11 protein-coding genes are annotated in these 16437 nt (G+C 64.5%); 10 read left to right on the forward strand and 1 reads right to left on the reverse strand.

What is annotated here, in order from left to right; all coding sequences use genetic code 11:
* Nucleotides 1–80: 80 nt before the first annotated feature.
* Both uvrB and GUY37_RS08720 read left to right on the forward strand, forming a co-directional pair.
* On the forward strand, nucleotides 81–2213 hold the full coding sequence (uvrB, locus tag GUY37_RS08715) for an excinuclease ABC subunit UvrB (protein WP_228278445.1): 2133 nt from the start codon (nucleotides 81–83) through the stop codon (nucleotides 2211–2213).
* A 186-nt stretch (nucleotides 2214–2399) separates the two neighbouring features.
* The gene (locus tag GUY37_RS08720; protein ID WP_166824626.1) at nucleotides 2400–3458 is read left to right on the forward strand and encodes a TerC/Alx family metal homeostasis membrane protein; all 1059 of its coding nucleotides are present in this window, start codon (nucleotides 2400–2402) and stop codon (nucleotides 3456–3458) included.
* Nucleotides 3459–3573: 115 nt separating this feature from the next.
* On the opposite strand, the gene GUY37_RS08725 is transcribed toward GUY37_RS08720, so the two are convergent.
* Nucleotides 3574–3864: a YciI family protein gene (locus tag GUY37_RS08725; RefSeq protein ID WP_166824629.1), complete on the reverse strand. Its 291-nt coding sequence runs from the start codon at nucleotides 3862–3864 to the stop codon at nucleotides 3574–3576.
* A gap of 65 nt (nucleotides 3865–3929) precedes the next feature.
* Here GUY37_RS08725 and GUY37_RS08730 point away from each other — a divergent pair, with 65 nt between their 5' ends.
* From GUY37_RS08730 to GUY37_RS08765, 8 genes are all read left to right on the forward strand, one after another.
* Nucleotides 3930–6425: a DEAD/DEAH box helicase gene (locus tag GUY37_RS08730; protein ID WP_166824632.1), complete on the forward strand. Its 2496-nt coding sequence runs from the start codon at nucleotides 3930–3932 to the stop codon at nucleotides 6423–6425.
* Nucleotides 6426–6482: 57 nt separating this feature from the next.
* Entirely contained in the window at nucleotides 6483–9353 is a 2871-nt protein-coding gene (gene uvrA, locus GUY37_RS08735; protein ID WP_166829558.1) for an excinuclease ABC subunit UvrA, read from the forward strand.
* A 5-nt stretch (nucleotides 9354–9358) separates the two neighbouring features.
* On the forward strand, nucleotides 9359–11218 hold the full coding sequence (gene uvrC / locus GUY37_RS08740) for an excinuclease ABC subunit UvrC (RefSeq protein WP_166824635.1): 1860 nt from the start codon (nucleotides 9359–9361) through the stop codon (nucleotides 11216–11218).
* 78 nt (nucleotides 11219–11296) lie between these two features.
* Nucleotides 11297–12193 (forward strand): RNase adapter RapZ, encoded by an 897-nt coding sequence (rapZ, locus tag GUY37_RS08745; RefSeq protein WP_152346374.1) that lies wholly within the window; start codon nucleotides 11297–11299, stop codon nucleotides 12191–12193.
* Between the two features lies 1 nt (nucleotide 12194).
* Nucleotides 12195–13190, forward strand: coding sequence for a gluconeogenesis factor YvcK family protein (locus GUY37_RS08750; protein ID WP_152346375.1), 996 nt, complete (start codon nucleotides 12195–12197; stop codon nucleotides 13188–13190).
* 25 nt (nucleotides 13191–13215) lie between these two features.
* Nucleotides 13216–14199, forward strand: a complete 984-nt coding sequence (gene whiA / locus GUY37_RS08755; RefSeq protein ID WP_152346376.1) for a DNA-binding protein WhiA — start codon at nucleotides 13216–13218, stop codon at nucleotides 14197–14199.
* A 9-nt stretch (nucleotides 14200–14208) separates the two neighbouring features.
* Nucleotides 14209–15210, forward strand: a complete 1002-nt coding sequence (gene gap, locus GUY37_RS08760) for a type I glyceraldehyde-3-phosphate dehydrogenase (protein WP_166824638.1) — start codon at nucleotides 14209–14211, stop codon at nucleotides 15208–15210.
* The gene (locus GUY37_RS08765; RefSeq protein WP_166824642.1) at nucleotides 15207–16424 is read left to right on the forward strand and encodes a phosphoglycerate kinase; all 1218 of its coding nucleotides are present in this window, start codon (nucleotides 15207–15209) and stop codon (nucleotides 16422–16424) included. The genes gap and GUY37_RS08765 overlap by 4 nt, the downstream gene beginning before the upstream one ends.
* Nucleotides 16425–16437: the final 13 nt, after the last annotated feature.

The following is a 16437-nucleotide window of genomic DNA, read 5'->3' on the forward strand; positions in this document are numbered from 1 at the left end:
ACACGGCGCGGGCACGTCCCCGACGGTGTCGTCCCGGCTCCGGCCTGCCCAATGTCAGGGGCGGGGGCTAGGGTTGGACTATGAGCTCAGAACGCCCCCTGCCAGCGATCGGCCACCGCCCCGACGTCACCCGCGAAGTGGCGCCCTTCGAGGTCGTCTCCGAGTACTCGCCCTCCGGTGACCAGCCGACGGCGATCAGAGAGATCTCCGACCGGCTCGACGCAGGGGAGCGGGACATCGTCCTCCTCGGTGCCACCGGTACGGGCAAATCGGCGACGACTGCGTGGCTGATCGAACAGGTGCAGAGGCCCACACTGATCATGGCGCCGAACAAGACACTCGCCGCGCAGCTGGCCAACGAGTTCCGACAGCTGCTGCCCAACAACGCAGTCGAGTACTTCGTCTCCTACTACGACTACTACCAGCCCGAAGCCTATGTGCCGCAGACGGACACGTTCATCGAGAAGGACTCATCGATCAACGATGAGGTCGAGCGACTCCGGCACTCGGCCACGAACTCGCTGCTGACCAGGCGCGATGTCGTGGTGGTCTCGACAGTGTCGTGCATCTACGGTCTCGGCACACCGGAAGAGTACGTCGACCGGATGGTCACCCTCCACAAGGGAGACGAATGCGACCGGGACGAACTGCTCAAACGCTTCGTGTCCATGCAGTACGCCCGCAACGATATGGCCTTCACCCGCGGCACCTTCCGCGTCCGCGGGGACACCGTCGAGATCATCCCGCAGTACGAGGAGCTGGCGCTGCGGATCGAATTCTTCGGAGACGAGATCGAATCGCTGCAGACCCTCCACCCGCTGACGGGTGAGATCGTCCGCGACGAGGACACCATCCACGTGTTCCCGGCCAGCCACTACGTCGCCGGTGAGAACCGGATGGCCACCGCGATCAGCGGCATCGAGGAGGAGCTGCAGAAACGACTGAGCGAATTCGAGTCGCAGAACAAACTGCTCGAAGCCCAGCGGCTGAAGATGCGCACGACCTATGACCTCGAGATGATGGAGTCGATGGGCTTCACCTCCGGCATCGAGAACTACTCCCGGCATATCGACGGCCGCGAACCCGGTTCGGCACCGAACTGTCTGCTTGACTACTTCCCCGAGGACTTCCTCCTCGTCGTCGACGAATCCCATGTCACGGTCCCGCAGATCGGCGGCATGTACGAGGGCGATATGTCGCGCAAGCGCACCCTCGTCGAACACGGTTTCCGCCTGCCCAGTGCCATGGACAACCGGCCGCTGAAGTTCGATGAGTTCCGGGAGCGGGTGGGTCAGAGCGTGTACCTGTCCGCCACGCCCGGCAGCTTCGAACTCGGCAACGCCGACGGCTACGTCCAGCAGATCATCCGTCCGACCGGCCTCGTCGATCCCGAGATCAAGGTCAAACCGACGAAGGGTCAGATCGACGACCTGCTCGATGAGATCAAGACCCGCGTCGATGCGAACGAACGTGTCCTCGTGACGACGCTGACGAAGAAGATGGCCGAAGATCTCACCGACTATCTGCTCGAGCACGATATCCGCGTTCAGTACCTCCACTCAGACGTCGATACCCTGCGACGTGTGGAGCTGCTCACAGAGCTGCGCGCCGGCGAGTTCGATGTGCTCGTCGGCATCAACCTGCTGCGTGAGGGCCTCGATCTTCCCGAAGTCTCCCTCGTCGCGATCCTCGACGCCGACAAGGAAGGATTCCTCCGGTCGTCGACCTCGCTCATCCAGACGATCGGTCGTGCCGCTCGAAACCTCAACGGCCAGGTGCACATGTACGCCGATACGGTCACGGATTCGATGCGCACCGCCATCGACGAGACCGACCGCAGACGTGCCATCCAGATCGCCTACAACGAAGAGCACGGAATCGACCCGGCCCCGTTGGTCAAGAGGATCGCGGACATCACCGAACGTCTGCAGCGTGAGGACGAGGACACTCGCGAGCTGCTCACCGAATTCGACTACGGCAAGGGCAGACGCGGTTACAACTCGACGCTGACCGACGAACAGAGGGAAGCCGCCGGCCGGTCCGGGTCGCTGCGTCCGCCGGCAGCCGACCTCACCGAGCTCATCGAATCGCTGACCTCGCAGATGCACACGGCTGCCGCGGAGCTGCAGTTCGAACTCGCCGCACGTCTGCGCGATGAGCTCTCCGACCTCAAGCAGGAGCTGCGCCAGATGAAGGAGGCCGGGCACGCCTGAATCTCACCTGTGAGGCGCGAGTGATGCTCGCGTGTTTATACTGGTGTGCTGGCGAAAGGGAGTATCCCGTCCATCCGCGGTCGTCACCACGACCCTTCGAGGGGTCCGGACGCGGAGCGCACGCAGAATCACCGCGTGGGAGAGACTTTCGACCCGGATACATCCTGTTCACCACGAAAGGCTTTCATGGATATCCTGTCCTCCACGCTCGCGGCCGGCGGCAATGCTGCGGCAGCGAGCGAATCTCCGATCCCCGTCTGGTTCATGATCACCTCGGGAATCATCGTCGTTGCGATCCTCGTCTTCGACCTTCTTCTGGTCGTCAAGCGGCCACACACCCCGTCGATGCGGGAAGCGAGCATCTGGGTCGCCTTCTACGTCGCCCTGGCCCTCGTCTTCGCCGGTGCGCTCTTCGCCATCGGCGATGCCCAGCACGGCAGCGAATTCCTCACCGGTTGGCTGCTCGAGTACTCGTTGAGCATCGACAACCTGTTCGTCTTCATCATCATCATGGGCAGCTTCTCGGTACCGCGGAAGTACCAGCAGGAAGTGCTCATGGTCGGCATCATCATCGCCATCATCTTCCGCGGCATCTTCATCCTCGCGGGTGCGGCGATCATCAGCGCCTTCGTCGAAGTCTTCTTCATCTTCGGCATCTTCCTCCTCATCGTCGCCTACCGGCAGGCCTTCGGGAACGAAGACGACGGAGACGGAGAGAACGGACTCATCCGGTTCCTGCGGAAGCGGATCAACGTCGTCGACGAATACCACGGCAACAAGCTGCGTGTCACTCTCGACGACAACAAGAAGTACTGGACCCCGATGTTCATCGTCTTCATCGCCATCGGCTCGACCGATGTGATGTTCGCGCTCGACTCGATCCCCGCGATCTTCGGCGTCACGCAGAACGCATTCCTCGTGTTCACCGCGAACGTGTTCGCACTCATGGGACTGCGTCAGCTGTACTTCCTGCTCGGAGGACTCGTCGACAAGCTCGTGTACCTCCACTACGGAATCGCCGCGATCCTCGCCTTCATCGGTGTGAAGCTCGTCATCCACGCTCTGCATTCGAGCGATTGGGAGTTCCTCTCCTGGGGCCATTCGATTCCCGAAGTGCCGACGTGGCTGTCCCTGACCTTCATCGTCTTCGCCATGGTGGTGGCCACGGTCGCCTCGCTGATGAAGATGAAGAAGGACGGCATCTCATTCAAGGACATCGGCTCCGAAGAGTCCGAAGAGGCCTGAGCCGATCGGTCGTGCAGTCACCGCCTCGGCGACTGCACAAGCGGGGTCCGTCTCGATCTCTCGAGACGGACCCCGCTCTTCTCTGCTCTGTCCGGCCCGGGCCGGCCGGCGACCCTCAGCCCTGGGCGAAGGATCCGAACACGGGAGTCCACTCGCGGATCACCGTCGACTCGATGACACCGAGGGGCGCATAGGGATCCTGAGCGAGGTGCCCTTCGACCTCCGCACGATCGGCTGCGCTGAGGATCAGCAGCCCTCCCGGCTGCGGATCATCGTCCAGGGGACCGGAGGCGAGGATCGTCCCGGCCTCATTCATCTCCGCCTGCCATTGACGATGCGCGGGGCGGTGTTCCATCCGCGTATCCGTATCGGGACCATAGTGATAGGTGACGGCGAAGACCGGCATATGTGACTCCTCGGTGTCGAGCAATAGGATGGAACCAGTCTAATCGGAAAGGTCTGTGCATCAGCGTGGCCAGATTGCAGGAGATCCCAGCGGAATTCGCGGACGACGACACGATCTATGAGTCCTTCGCCGAATACTGCGCAGAGATCGGCGTAGAGCCGTACCCGGCTCAGGACGAGGCGTTCCTCACGATCCTCGCCGGAGACAATACGATCATGGCGACCCCGACCGGTTCGGGGAAGTCGCTCGTGGCGCTCTTCGCCCTCTACCAATCCTTCACCCGTGGGATCCGGTCCTACTACACGGCCCCGCTCAAGGCGCTCGTGAGCGAGAAGTTCTTCTCCCTCATCGACGCCTTCGGCGCCGAGAACGTCGGGATGATCACCGGCGACTCCACCGTCAACGCCGATGCTCCCGTGATCTGCGCCACGGCAGAGATCCTGGCCAACCAGGCGCTGCGCGAAGGCGGAATGCTCGACGCCGGAATGGTCGTCATGGACGAATTCCACTATGTCGCCGACCCCTCCCGTGGCTGGGCCTGGCAAGTGCCCCTCCTCGAGATGCCGCAGACGCAGTTCGTCCTCATGTCGGCGACCTTGGGCGACACCACCGACATCCGACGGACGATGACGGAGACGACCGGACGCGACTCCTCCGTGGTCACCTCGGCGACCAGGCCCGTCCCGCTCGACTACGAATATTCGACCGAGACTCTCTCCGACACCCTGCGCGGACTCGTCCGCAACGACAAAGCCCCGGTCTACGTCGTCTCCTACTCCCAGAACGGAGCCATCGACCTCGCCACCAACCTGCTCTCGGTCGACCTCGCCTCCAAAGATCAGAAAGCCGCGATCGCCGCAGCCCTCAAGGGCTTCACCTTCAGCAAGGGATTCGGACAGAGCCTGCGCAAACTGCTCCTCCACGGCGTCGGCGTCCACCACGCAGGAATGCTGCCGAAGTACCGGCGACTCATCGAACAGCTCGCACTCAAGGGCCTGCTGCTCGTCATCTCCGGCACCGACACCCTCGGTGTGGGCATCAACGTGCCCATCCGCTCCGTGCTGCTGACCGGACTGACGAAGTTCGACGGCCGGAAGATGCGCAGGCTCAGCGTCCGCGAGTTCCAACAGCTCGCCGGACGTGCCGGCCGCGCCGGGTTCGACACCCGTGGCTACGTCATCGCCCAGGCCCCCGAACACGTCATCGACAATCTCAAGGCCGAGGCCAAGGCCGCGAACGACGACAAGAAGAAAAAGAAGAAGGTCAGGAAGAAGGCCGCCCCCGTCGGATTCGTCGGCTGGTCGGAAGAGACCTTCGCGAAGCTCATCGACGGCGAATCCGAGACCCTGCGGCCGCGGATGAAGATCGACCATTCGACGATCCTCAACCTCGTCGCCCGACCCGGCTCCGATGTGTCCACCATCAGCGACTTCATCGACAAGACCCACGAGACCCGGGACCGCCGACTCGACCTCAAACTCACCGCGATCAGCATCGGACGCTCCCTCAGCGACGCCGGTCTCATCGAGGTCCGCGGGAAGGAGCTCGTCGCCACCCAGGACCTCGGTCCCCAGTTCGCGCTCAACCAGCCGCTGGCGCCGTTCGTCCTCGCCGCCCTCGACCTCCTCGACGAAGACGACGACACCTACGCCCTCGACGTCGTCTCCATCGTCGAAGCGACCACCTCCGTGCCGTTCCAGATCCTCAAGGGCCAGCTCGACCGGATCAAGGGGGAGACGCTGGCCGAGCTCAAGGCCGAAGGCGTCGAATACGCCGAACGCATGACGATCCTCGACGAGATCGAAAGCCCCGCACCCCTGGCCGAGGTGCTCGACCCGGCCTTCGACCATTTCGTCGAAACCCATCCCTGGCTGGACCGAGGCGGCTTCGAACCCAAATCCGTCGTCCGCGACATGTGCGAACAGGCCATGGGCTTCACCCAGTTCGTCGGCTACTACAGCCTCGCCCGGGCCGAGGGCAGCCTGCTGCGCTATCTCACCGACGTCTACCGCGCGCTGCTGCACAATGTGCCGGCGGAGAACCGGACCGAGGAACTCGAGACCATCATCGAATGGCTCGGCGAGACCATCGCCCGCACGGACTCCTCCCTGCTCGACGAATGGCGGATCCTGCAGGGCCTCGACCCCACCGAGCACTCCGATGATCTGCCGGCACCCGACCGCCGCTTCTCCGAGAATACGAAGGTCTTCACCGCAGAGATCCGCAACGCCATGTTCCACCGGGTGCTGCTGGCCGAACGCGCGAACTACACCGAGCTCGGCCGCCTCGACGCCGAATCGGGATTCGACTCCCGCGCCTGGGAGGACGCGATCGAGGACTTCTACGACGAATATGGGGAGCTTTTCGTCGACCAGAAGGCCCGCGGTCGGGAATATATCGACATCACACCCGGTTCAGACACATGGAGCGTCCGCCAGATCCTCGCCGACCCCGACGACAACAAGGACTGGGCCGTCGACGCCGAGGTGGACGTGGCCGCCAGCGACGAATCCGGAGACATCGTGCTCCGCATCCTCTCCGTCGGAGAGATCGGCAGATGAGCCGGAAACCGCTGCGAATACAGCAATGTCAGTGCCGAGTAATACAGTGGTCAGGTGATGAAAACCAATAACGGTGAGCAAGTGACAGGCGTCTCCCATCTCGACACCCTGTGGGTCAAGGGCGCGCGAGCACACAATCTCAAGAACGTCGAGATCGCGCTGCCCCGCGACTCGATGGTCGTGTTCACCGGCTTGTCCGGTTCCGGCAAATCCTCGCTGGCCTTCGACACGATCTTCGCCGAGGGACAGCGACGCTACGTCGAATCCCTGTCCTCGTATGCCCGGATGTTCCTCGGGCAGATGGACAAACCGGATGTCGACTTCATCGAAGGGCTGTCTCCGGCGGTGTCGATCGATCAGAAGTCGACCTCGCGCAACCCGCGTTCGACCGTCGGCACGATCACCGAGGTCTACGACTTCCTCCGCCTGCTGTGGGCACGGATCGGCATCCCCCACTGCCCGGTCTGCGGTGAAGTGATCACGAAGCAGACCCCGCAGCAGATCGTCGATCAGCTGCTCGAACTCGAGGAGCGGACGAAGTTCCTCGTCCTCGCCCCTGTCGTCCGCTCTCGCAAGGGCGAATTCGTCGACCTCTTCACCGATCTGCAGTCCAAGGGCTTCTCCCGCGCAGTCGTCGACGGTGAGCAGATCAGCCTGAGCGAACCGCCGACCTTGGAGAAGCAGTACAAGCACACGATCTCCGTGGTCGTCGACCGCCTCGTCGCCAAACCGGGAATGCGCCCACGCCTGACCGATTCCGTCGAGACCGCCCTCGGATTGGCCGACGGCCGCATCGACATCGAACTCGTCGACGCGGGCACGACCCGCACATTCTCCGAGCACATGTCGTGCCCGAACGAGCACCCGCTGGCGATCGACGAGATCGAACCCCGCTCGTTCTCCTTCAACTCGCCCTTCGGCGCCTGCCCCACCTGCGACGGCATCGGCACCCGCCTCCAGGTCGACGAAGACCTCGTCGTCCCCGACGAGGACCTCAGCCTCGGCTCCGGTGCGATCGCCCCCTGGTCGGGCGGCAAGCAGGTCGCGAAGTACTTCAACCGTCTGCTCAAGGGTCTCGGCGACGAACTCGGCTTCGACATGAAGACGCCCTGGAAGAAGCTGCCGAAGACCGCGAAGACCGCGATCCTCACCGGCAAGGACTACAAGGTCCACGTCAAATACAAGAATCGCTTCGGCCGTGAACGCACGTATTCGACCGGCTTCGAAGGCGTCTACCAATACATTCAGCGCAAACACGAAGAGACCGAATCCGATTGGTCCCGGGAACGCTACGAGTCGTATATGCGTGAGATCCCCTGTGCCAGCTGCCAGGGGACTCGGCTCAAGCCCGAGATCCTCGCGGTCAAGGTCGGCGACAGGTCGATCGCCGAAGTCTCCGAACTGGCCCTCGACGAGGCCGCGCAGTTCCTCGGCGCGCTCGAACTCAGCGACCGTGACGCGGCTGTGGCGGCGCAGGTGATGAAGGAGATCAACGCGCGACTCGGCTTCCTCCTCGACGTCGGCCTCGACTACCTCAGCCTCAATCGGGCCGCCGGCACCCTGTCCGGAGGCGAGGCCCAGCGCATCCGCCTGGCCACGCAGATCGGCTCGGGACTCGTCGGCGTCCTCTATGTCCTCGACGAACCCTCGATCGGTCTGCACCAGCGCGACAACCGTCGGCTCATCGAAACGCTCAACAAGCTCAAGGACCTGGGCAATACCCTCATCGTCGTCGAACACGACGAGGACACCATCGAAGCAGCCGACTGGATCGTCGACATCGGCCCCGGCGCCGGCGAGCACGGGGGAGAGGTCGTCTACTCGGGGCCGGTGCCGGGCCTCAGAGAGGCTCCGGGCTCGATCACCGGCGATTACCTGGCCGGTCGTCGCGAGATCCAGATCCCGCCGACTCGACGTCCCACCGACAAGGACCGGATGGTCACCGTCGAGAAGGCGGTGGAGAACAACCTGCGCGATGTCACGGTGTCCTTCCCACTCGGTGTGCTCACCGCGGTCACGGGTGTCTCCGGCTCAGGCAAATCGACACTCGTCAACGAGATCCTCTACACGCAGATGGCGAATGTCCTCAACGGCGCCTCCCGCGTGCCCGGACGCCACAAACGGGTGACCGGTCTGGACAACCTCGACAAGGTCGTCCACGTCGACCAGTCACCGATCGGCCGGACCCCACGGTCGAACCCCGCCACCTACACCGGCGTGTTCGACCATGTGCGCAGACTCTTCGCCGAAACCGAGTCGGCGAAGGTCCGCGGCTACCTGCCCGGCCGATTCTCCTTCAACGTCAAGGGCGGTCGCTGCGAGAACTGCAGCGGCGACGGCACCATCAAGATCGAGATGAACTTCCTGCCCGACGTCTATGTCCCCTGCGAGGTCTGCCAGGGAGCCCGGTACAACCGGGAGACCCTCGAAGTCACCTTCAAGGGCAAGAACATCGCCGAAGTCCTCGACATGCCCATCGAAGAGGCCAACGACTTCTTCGCCGCGATCCCCGCGATCTCCCGGCACCTGAAGACCCTCGTCGAGGTGGGACTGGGCTACGTCCGTCTCGGACAGCCGGCGACGACGCTGTCCGGTGGAGAGGCGCAGCGCGTCAAGCTCGCTGCCGAACTGCAGAAGCGTTCGCGCGGACGCACCGTCTACGTGCTCGACGAACCGACGACCGGTCTGCACTTCGAAGACATCTCCAAGCTGCTCATGGTCCTCCAGGGGCTCGTCGACAAAGGCAATACGGTCATCGTCATCGAACACAACCTCGATGTCATCGGCAATGCCGACCACATCATCGACCTCGGACCCGAGGGCGGTCGCGGCGGCGGTCAGATCATCGCCCAAGGCACCCCCGAGGAAGTCGCCGAGGTGACCTCGTCCCACACGGGGCGGTACCTCAAACCGATGCTCGACGCCTGATCCCCATGCCCGACCCATCCAGCTACCGCCCGGCGACGGGATCGATCCCGACCTCGGCCGGGGTCTACAGATTCCGTGACCCCGACCGGCGGGTGATCTATGTCGGAAAGGCGAAGAACCTCCGCAACCGGCTCAACTCGTACTTCGCCAATCCCGCCCAGCTGCATCCCCGCACCTCGACGATGGTCCACACCGCGAATTCCGTGGAATGGACCGTCGTCGACACCGAGGTCGAAGCGCTGCAGCTCGAATGGACGTGGATCAACGAGTTCAACCCGCGGTTCAACGTCATGTTCCGCGATGACAAGTCCTACCCGTACCTCGCGATCACGATGAACGACGAAGTGCCCAGGGCTTATATCACCCGCGGAAAACGGCGCAAGGGCATCCGCTACTTCGGCCCCTTCGCTCAGGTGTGGGCGATCAAGGAGACCCTCGACCTGCTGCTCAGGGCCTTCCCGATGCGCACCTGCACCCCCGGTGTCTACAGGCGGGCCGAACGCAGCGGCCGGCCCTGCCTGCTCGGCTACATCGACAAATGCGCTGCCCCCTGCGTCGGTCAGATCAGCAAGGACGACCACAAGGACCTGGCCCGCAGCATCTCCGATTTCATGTCCGGCAACACCGGTCGGTTCATCAGTCACCGGCAGAAGGAGATGGCCAGTGCCGCGGCCGAACTCGACTACGAGCGGGCAGCCCGTCTGCGCGACGAGATCTCCGCTCTGCAGAAGGTCCTCGACAAGTCTGCCGTGGTTCTGTCCGTCAGCGCCGACTGCGATATCTTCGCCCTCGTCACCGAGGAGTTCGAAGCCTCCGTCCAGGTCTTCCATGTGCGCCAGGGCCGCATCCGCGGTCAGCGCGGCTGGATCATCGAACGCTCCGACGACCACACTCCTGCGGAGCTGACCACCGACTACCTGCGACAGGCCTACTCCGGTCTCGACGCCGAAGCCATCCCGAAGGAGATCCTCGTCGACACCCTGCCGGCGGACCTGGACTCCCTGGAAGCGTGGCTGAGTCAGCTGCGCGGTTCCCGCGTGACCGTGCGGGTGCCCGAACGCGGCGAGAAGAAGGCCGCGCTGGAGACCGTGGAGAAGAACGCGAAGGAAGCTCTCGTCCAGCACAAGCTCAAACGCTCTTCCGACCTGACGACCCGCAGCCAGGCGCTCAAGGAGATCCAGGAGCACCTCGACCTGCCGGAAGCGCCGCTGCGCATCGAATGCATCGACATCTCCCACACCCAGGGATCGAACGTCGTCGCCTCCCTCGTCGTGTTCGAGGACGGAATGGCGAAGAAGCGCGACTACCGTCACTTCGCCATCCACGGGGAAGCCGCGGCCGACGACACGGCCTCGATGTACGACGTCGTCTCCCGTCGCTTCAGCCGTTACCTCGAACAGATGACCGCCGAGGAACCCGATGAGCGTTTCGGCTACCGGCCGAGTCTCCTCGTCGTCGACGGTGCCGGACCGCAGGTCGCCGCCGCCACCAGAGCACTGATCGATCTCGGCATCGTCGACATCTCCGTCGTCGGTCTGGCCAAACGCCTCGAAGAGATCTGGGTGCCGGACGATCCGTTCCCCGTCATCCTGCCGCGCAACTCCGAAGGGCTCTTCCTCATGCAGCGGCTGCGTGATGAGGCTCACCGCTTCGCCATCTCCTACCACCGATCCAAACGGGCGAAGGCGATGACGAGCTCGGTGCTCGACGACATCGCGGGTCTGGGGGAGTCGAAGCGGACCGCGCTGCTGCGGCATTTCGGATCAGTGAAGAAGGTCCGCGCCGCCACCGCCGAGGAGATCTGCGAGGTCAAGGGAATCGGTCCCGCCCTCGCCGCCAAGATCGTCGCGGCTCTGGCCGACTGAGCTCTGCGGATCTGCTCTAGAGTAGTGCCCAGACACATTGTGCCCACCGACAGAACGGGCACGATCAGAGGAGGACGTGTGAGCATACAGGCCGAATCGACCGGATCCGACCACCCGATCGAGGTTGTGCTCGTCACCGGAATGTCGGGTGCCGGCCGCACGACTGTGGCCAATGTGCTCGAGGACATGGACTGGTACGTCGTCGATAACCTGCCGCCGCAGATGATGCGTCCCCTCGTCGAACTCGTCGCCCGCGCCGACGGCGCCCTGCCGAAGATCGCGATCGTCATCGACGCCAAGGGCCGGACGAAGTACACCGAACTGCAGGAGACCATCAGCGACTTCGTCGATCAGGGACTGTCCCTGCGCATCGTCTTCCTCGACGCCTCCGACGAAGTCCTCGTCCGACGCTTCGAATCGACGAGGCGACCCCACCCGCTGCAGGGGGAGGGGACCCTGCTGGAAGGCATCGAAGCCGAACGCTCCCAGCTCGAGTCGCTGCGGCACCGGGCCGATATCATCGTCGACACTTCCGATCTCAACGTGCACCAGCTGTCGGCGGAAGTGCGCAAGCGCTTCAGCGACGATGACTCGCCGCCGCTGCGTCTGACCGTCATGAGCTTCGGCTTCAAATACGGACTGCCGAAGGACGCCGACCACATCGCCGACGTCCGCTTCCTGCCCAATCCATACTGGATACCCCACCTGCGCGGACACAACGGACTCGACTCCGACGTCGCAGCGTACGTCCTCGAACAGAACGGCGCCGAGGAGTTCATCGAACGCTATGCCGCAACCCTGGCGACGGTCGCCGAAGGCTACCTCCACGAGGGCCGCGGCTACGCGATGATCGGCATCGGCTGCACCGGCGGCAAACACCGTTCGGTGGCGATCAGCGAACGTGTCGGCCGGCTGCTGTCGGCGCAGACCGGGATTCCCGTGACCGTGCGCCACCGCGATCTGGGAAGAGAATGACATGGAGACCGAAGACCTGCCCGTCATCACCACGGGTGCACAGAACGATGGTCCCAGCATCGTCTCCTTCGGCGGAGGCCACGGACTCTACGCCGCACTGAGGGCGTTCCGTCTGCTCACCGAAGACCTCACCGCCGTCGTCACAGTCGCCGACGACGGAGGCTCCTCCGGGCGTCTGCGCGACGAACTCGGCGGGCTGCCTCCCGGGGACCTGCGGATGGCCCTGGCCGCGCTCTGTGATGACGGCACCTGGGGCCAGACCTGGCGTGACGTCATCCAGCACCGTTTCGAATCCGCAGGAGAGCTGCACGGTCACGCGGTGGGCAATCTGCTCATCGCCGCACTCTGGCAGATCCACGGCGATCACGTCGCCGGCCTGGACTGGATGGCCAGACTGCTGCGCGCCCACGGCCGGGTGCTGCCGATGTCCTCGGTGCCGCTGACGATCGAAGCCGATGTGAAGTTCCCCGGCTCGTTCCAAGTCGTGCGCGGACAGTCCGTGCTCGCCTCCACCATCGGCCACGTCGAGACCGTGCGCCTCGACCCGGCGGCCCCACCCGCCCGCTACGAGACGATCGAAGCCGTGGAGGAAGCCGACGTCCTCAACCTCGGTCCCGGCTCCTGGTACACCTCGGTGATGCCCCACCTGCTCGTGCCCTCTCTGGCGGAGGCGATCGTGGCCTCGACAGCGGTGAAATCCCTCACGCTCAACCTCAGTTCCACCGACGGTGAGACGAAGGATCTGAGCCTCGGCGAACACCTCGTCTCCCTGCACCGGCATGCACGCTCGCTGACCTTGGACTACGTCCTCGTCGACGAGGCCGCCACCGAACTCGAACCCGACCTGTCGCAGCGGGCCGAGGACATGTTCGGAGCGAAACTCTGGGAACGCCCCCTGCGCTCACGGAGGCAGGGTCAACATGACAGCCTCAAACTCGCGGCATGCTACCGTGACATGTTGTTGGACGCCGGGATCGGCGTCGCCGAGCAGTGGTAGAACTTCAGGTGCAGGAGGACGAGCTATGGCACTGACCGCTCAGGTCAAGGACGAGTTGGCGCGAGTGAAGATCACACGCACCTCCGCCCGCAAGGCCGAGGTGTCCTCGATCTTCCGGTTCTCGTCGGCTCTCCACCTCGTCAACGGCTCGATTGTCCTCGAAGCCGAACTCGATACTGCTCAGGCAGCCAAACGACTGCGCGCGGAGATCAAGGACCTCTACGGTCAGCATGCCGATATCGTCGTCATCAACGCTGCCGGCATCCGCCGATCCAACCGCTATCTGCTGCGCGTGAGCCGCGACGGCGGAGCGCTGGCCCGCCAGACCGGCCTCGTCGACAACCGCGGCCGTCCCGTGCGCGGACTGCCCTCGGCCATCGTCAACGGCTCCGTCGCCGATGCCGAAGCCGCCTGGCGCGGTGCCTTCCTCGCTCACGGGTCCCTGACAGAGCCGGGACGTTCCTCGGCCCTCGAGGTCACGTGCCCCGGCCCCGAGGCGGCTCTCGCCCTCGTCGGTGCGGCCCGTCGGCTCGGCCTGAGTGCGAAGGCCCGCGAAGTCCGCGGAGTCGACCGCGTCGTCATCCGCGACGGCGACGATATCGCCGCCCTGCTCACCCGCATGGGCTCCCACAGCGCCGTGCTGGTCTGGGAAGAACGACGGATGCGCCGGGAAGTCCGTGCGACAGCGAACCGTCTGGCGAACTTCGACGATGCGAACCTGCGCCGCTCGGCCCGTGCCGCTGTCGCCGCCGGTGCCCGCGTCGAACGCGCCCTGGAGATCCTCGGCGACGAGGTCCCCGAGCACCTCCGCTACGCCGGAGAGCTGCGGGTGACCCACAAACAGGCGTCCCTCGAAGAACTCGGTCAACTCGCTGACCCGCCGATGACGAAGGACGCAGTGGCCGGACGGATCCGGCGGCTGCTGTCGACGGCGGACAAGCATGCGGAAGAACTGGGAATTCCCGGCACTGAAGCCAGTCTGACCCCGGAAATGCTCGAGGATCGCTAAGATCGAGGCATGAGACGAATCGCCATCAACGGCTTCGGCCGAATCGGTCGTGCCCTGTTCCGTCTGTCCCTCGAACCCGATACCGATTTCGAGGTCGTGGCCATCAACGATCTCACCGATACGACGACCCTGGCCCATCTGCTCACCCACGACTCCGTGTGGCCGCGATTCGACCATGACGTCGACGCCGCCGCGGAGGCGATCATCGTCGACGGACGTGAAATCGCAGTCACCAGCCAGGCCGACCCGGCGGCCATCGACTGGAGCTCCCACAACGTCGAACTCGTCGTCGAAGCCACCGGACGCTTCACCCGCCAGGATCAGGCCGAGGCCCACCTCGGCGGCACCGTGAACACGGTCGTGCTCTCCGCCCCGGGAAAAGACGTCGATGCCACCCTCGTCATGGGCGTGAACGAAGACACCTTCGATCCGTCCGCGCACTCCGTGGTCTCGAACGCCTCGTGCACGACGAACTGCATGGCCACCGTCGTCAAGGCCCTCGATGACGCCCTCGGCGTCGAATCCGGGCTGCTCAACACCGTCCACGCCTACACCGGCGACCAGATGCTCGTCGACGGGCCCCACCGGGATCTGCGCCGTGCCCGCGCCGCCGCCGTGAACATCGTGCCCACCACGACGGGAGCCGCACGCACTGTCGGCCGGGTCATGCCCCACCTCGAAGGCAAGCTCGACGGTCTCGCCGTGCGCGTGCCCGTGCCTGCCGGATCGATCATCGACTTCACCTTCACCACCGGCACGCACGCCGATCGGGATGAGGTCAACGCGATCCTCGCCGCCGCAGCGGACGGCTCGGCCTACCTCGACTACTCCGCCGACGAACTCGTCTCCAGCGACATCGTCGGCACGACCGCCTCGGCGATCGTCGATTCCAAGCTCACGATGGTGCTCGGAGACCAGATCAAGGTGGTGGCGTGGTACGACAACGAGTGGGGCTACACGAACCGACTCAAAGACATGGTCAGCTATATTCTCAGCGAAAGGGACTCATGAGGACATTCGACGATGCGGGCATCTTCGCCGGCCACACTGTGCTCGTCCGCAGCGATCTCAACGTGCCGATGGACGATGGCACGATCACCGACCGCGGGCGCATCCTGGCCTCGGCCGGAACGATCAGGTCCCTCGCCGAGGCGGGAGCCAAGGTCATCGTGATGTCGCATCTGGGTCGTCCCAAGGGGGAACATGATCCGCAGTTCTCGCTGGCTCCGATCGTCCCCGAACTCGCCGAGGCCATCGGCCGTCCGGTCGCCTTCGCCACGGACACCGTCGGTGACGATGCGAAGACGAAGGCCGCCGCCCTGTCCGACGGTGACGTGCTGCTGCTGGAGAACCTGCGGTTCAACCCCGGCGAGACGGCGAAGGACGATGCGCAGCGGGAGGAATTCGCCGCCCAGCTGGCTGCCTTGGCCGATGACTTCGTCTCCGACGGATTCGGCGTCGTCCACCGCAAGCAGGCCTCGGTCTTCGACATCGCCGGACTGCTCCCGCACTTCGCCGGTTCGCTGGTGCGTGCCGAGGTCGAAGTCAGCGACCGGCTGCTCAATGACCCGGCCTCACCGTTCACAGTCGTTCTCGGCGGATCGAAGGTCTCGGACAAGCTCGGCGTCATCGACAACCTCATCGACCGTGCCGACAATCTGCTCATCGGCGGGGGAATGGTCTTCACCTTCCTCGCCGCCCTCGGGCACGACATCGGTTCGAGCCTCGTCGAGAAGGACCGAGTCGAGGACGTCAAGGGCTACCTCGAACGATCCGGATCCGGCGGCGCACGCATCGTCCTGCCCACCGATATCGTCATGGCCGCCTCCTTCGCCGCCGACGCCGACAGCTGGGTTCGCCCCGTCGCCGAACTCGAAGACACCCCGGCAGGGGCGAACGGTCTCGGCCTCGACATCGGCCCCGAATCGGCAAACGCCTACGCCGAGATCATCGCAGGCTCCACCACCGTGTTCTGGAACGGACCGATGGGCGTCTTCGAATTCCCGGCCTTCGCCGCCGGCACCAAGGCCGTCGCCCAAGCACTGACCGGTGGCGGCACCGGCGAAGGAAAGCGGCTGACCGTCGTCGGCGGCGGTGACTCCGCAGCCGCCGTGCGCAGCCTCGACTTCGCCGACGACGCCTTCGGCCATATCTCCACCGGCGGCGGTGCCAGCCTCGAATACCTCGAAGGCAAGGCACTGCCCGGACTCGACGCACTCGGATGAGGAAGACATACAC

It is taken from the genome of Brevibacterium limosum, assembly GCF_011617705.1.
Taxonomy (GTDB): domain Bacteria; phylum Actinomycetota; class Actinomycetes; order Actinomycetales; family Brevibacteriaceae; genus Brevibacterium; species Brevibacterium limosum.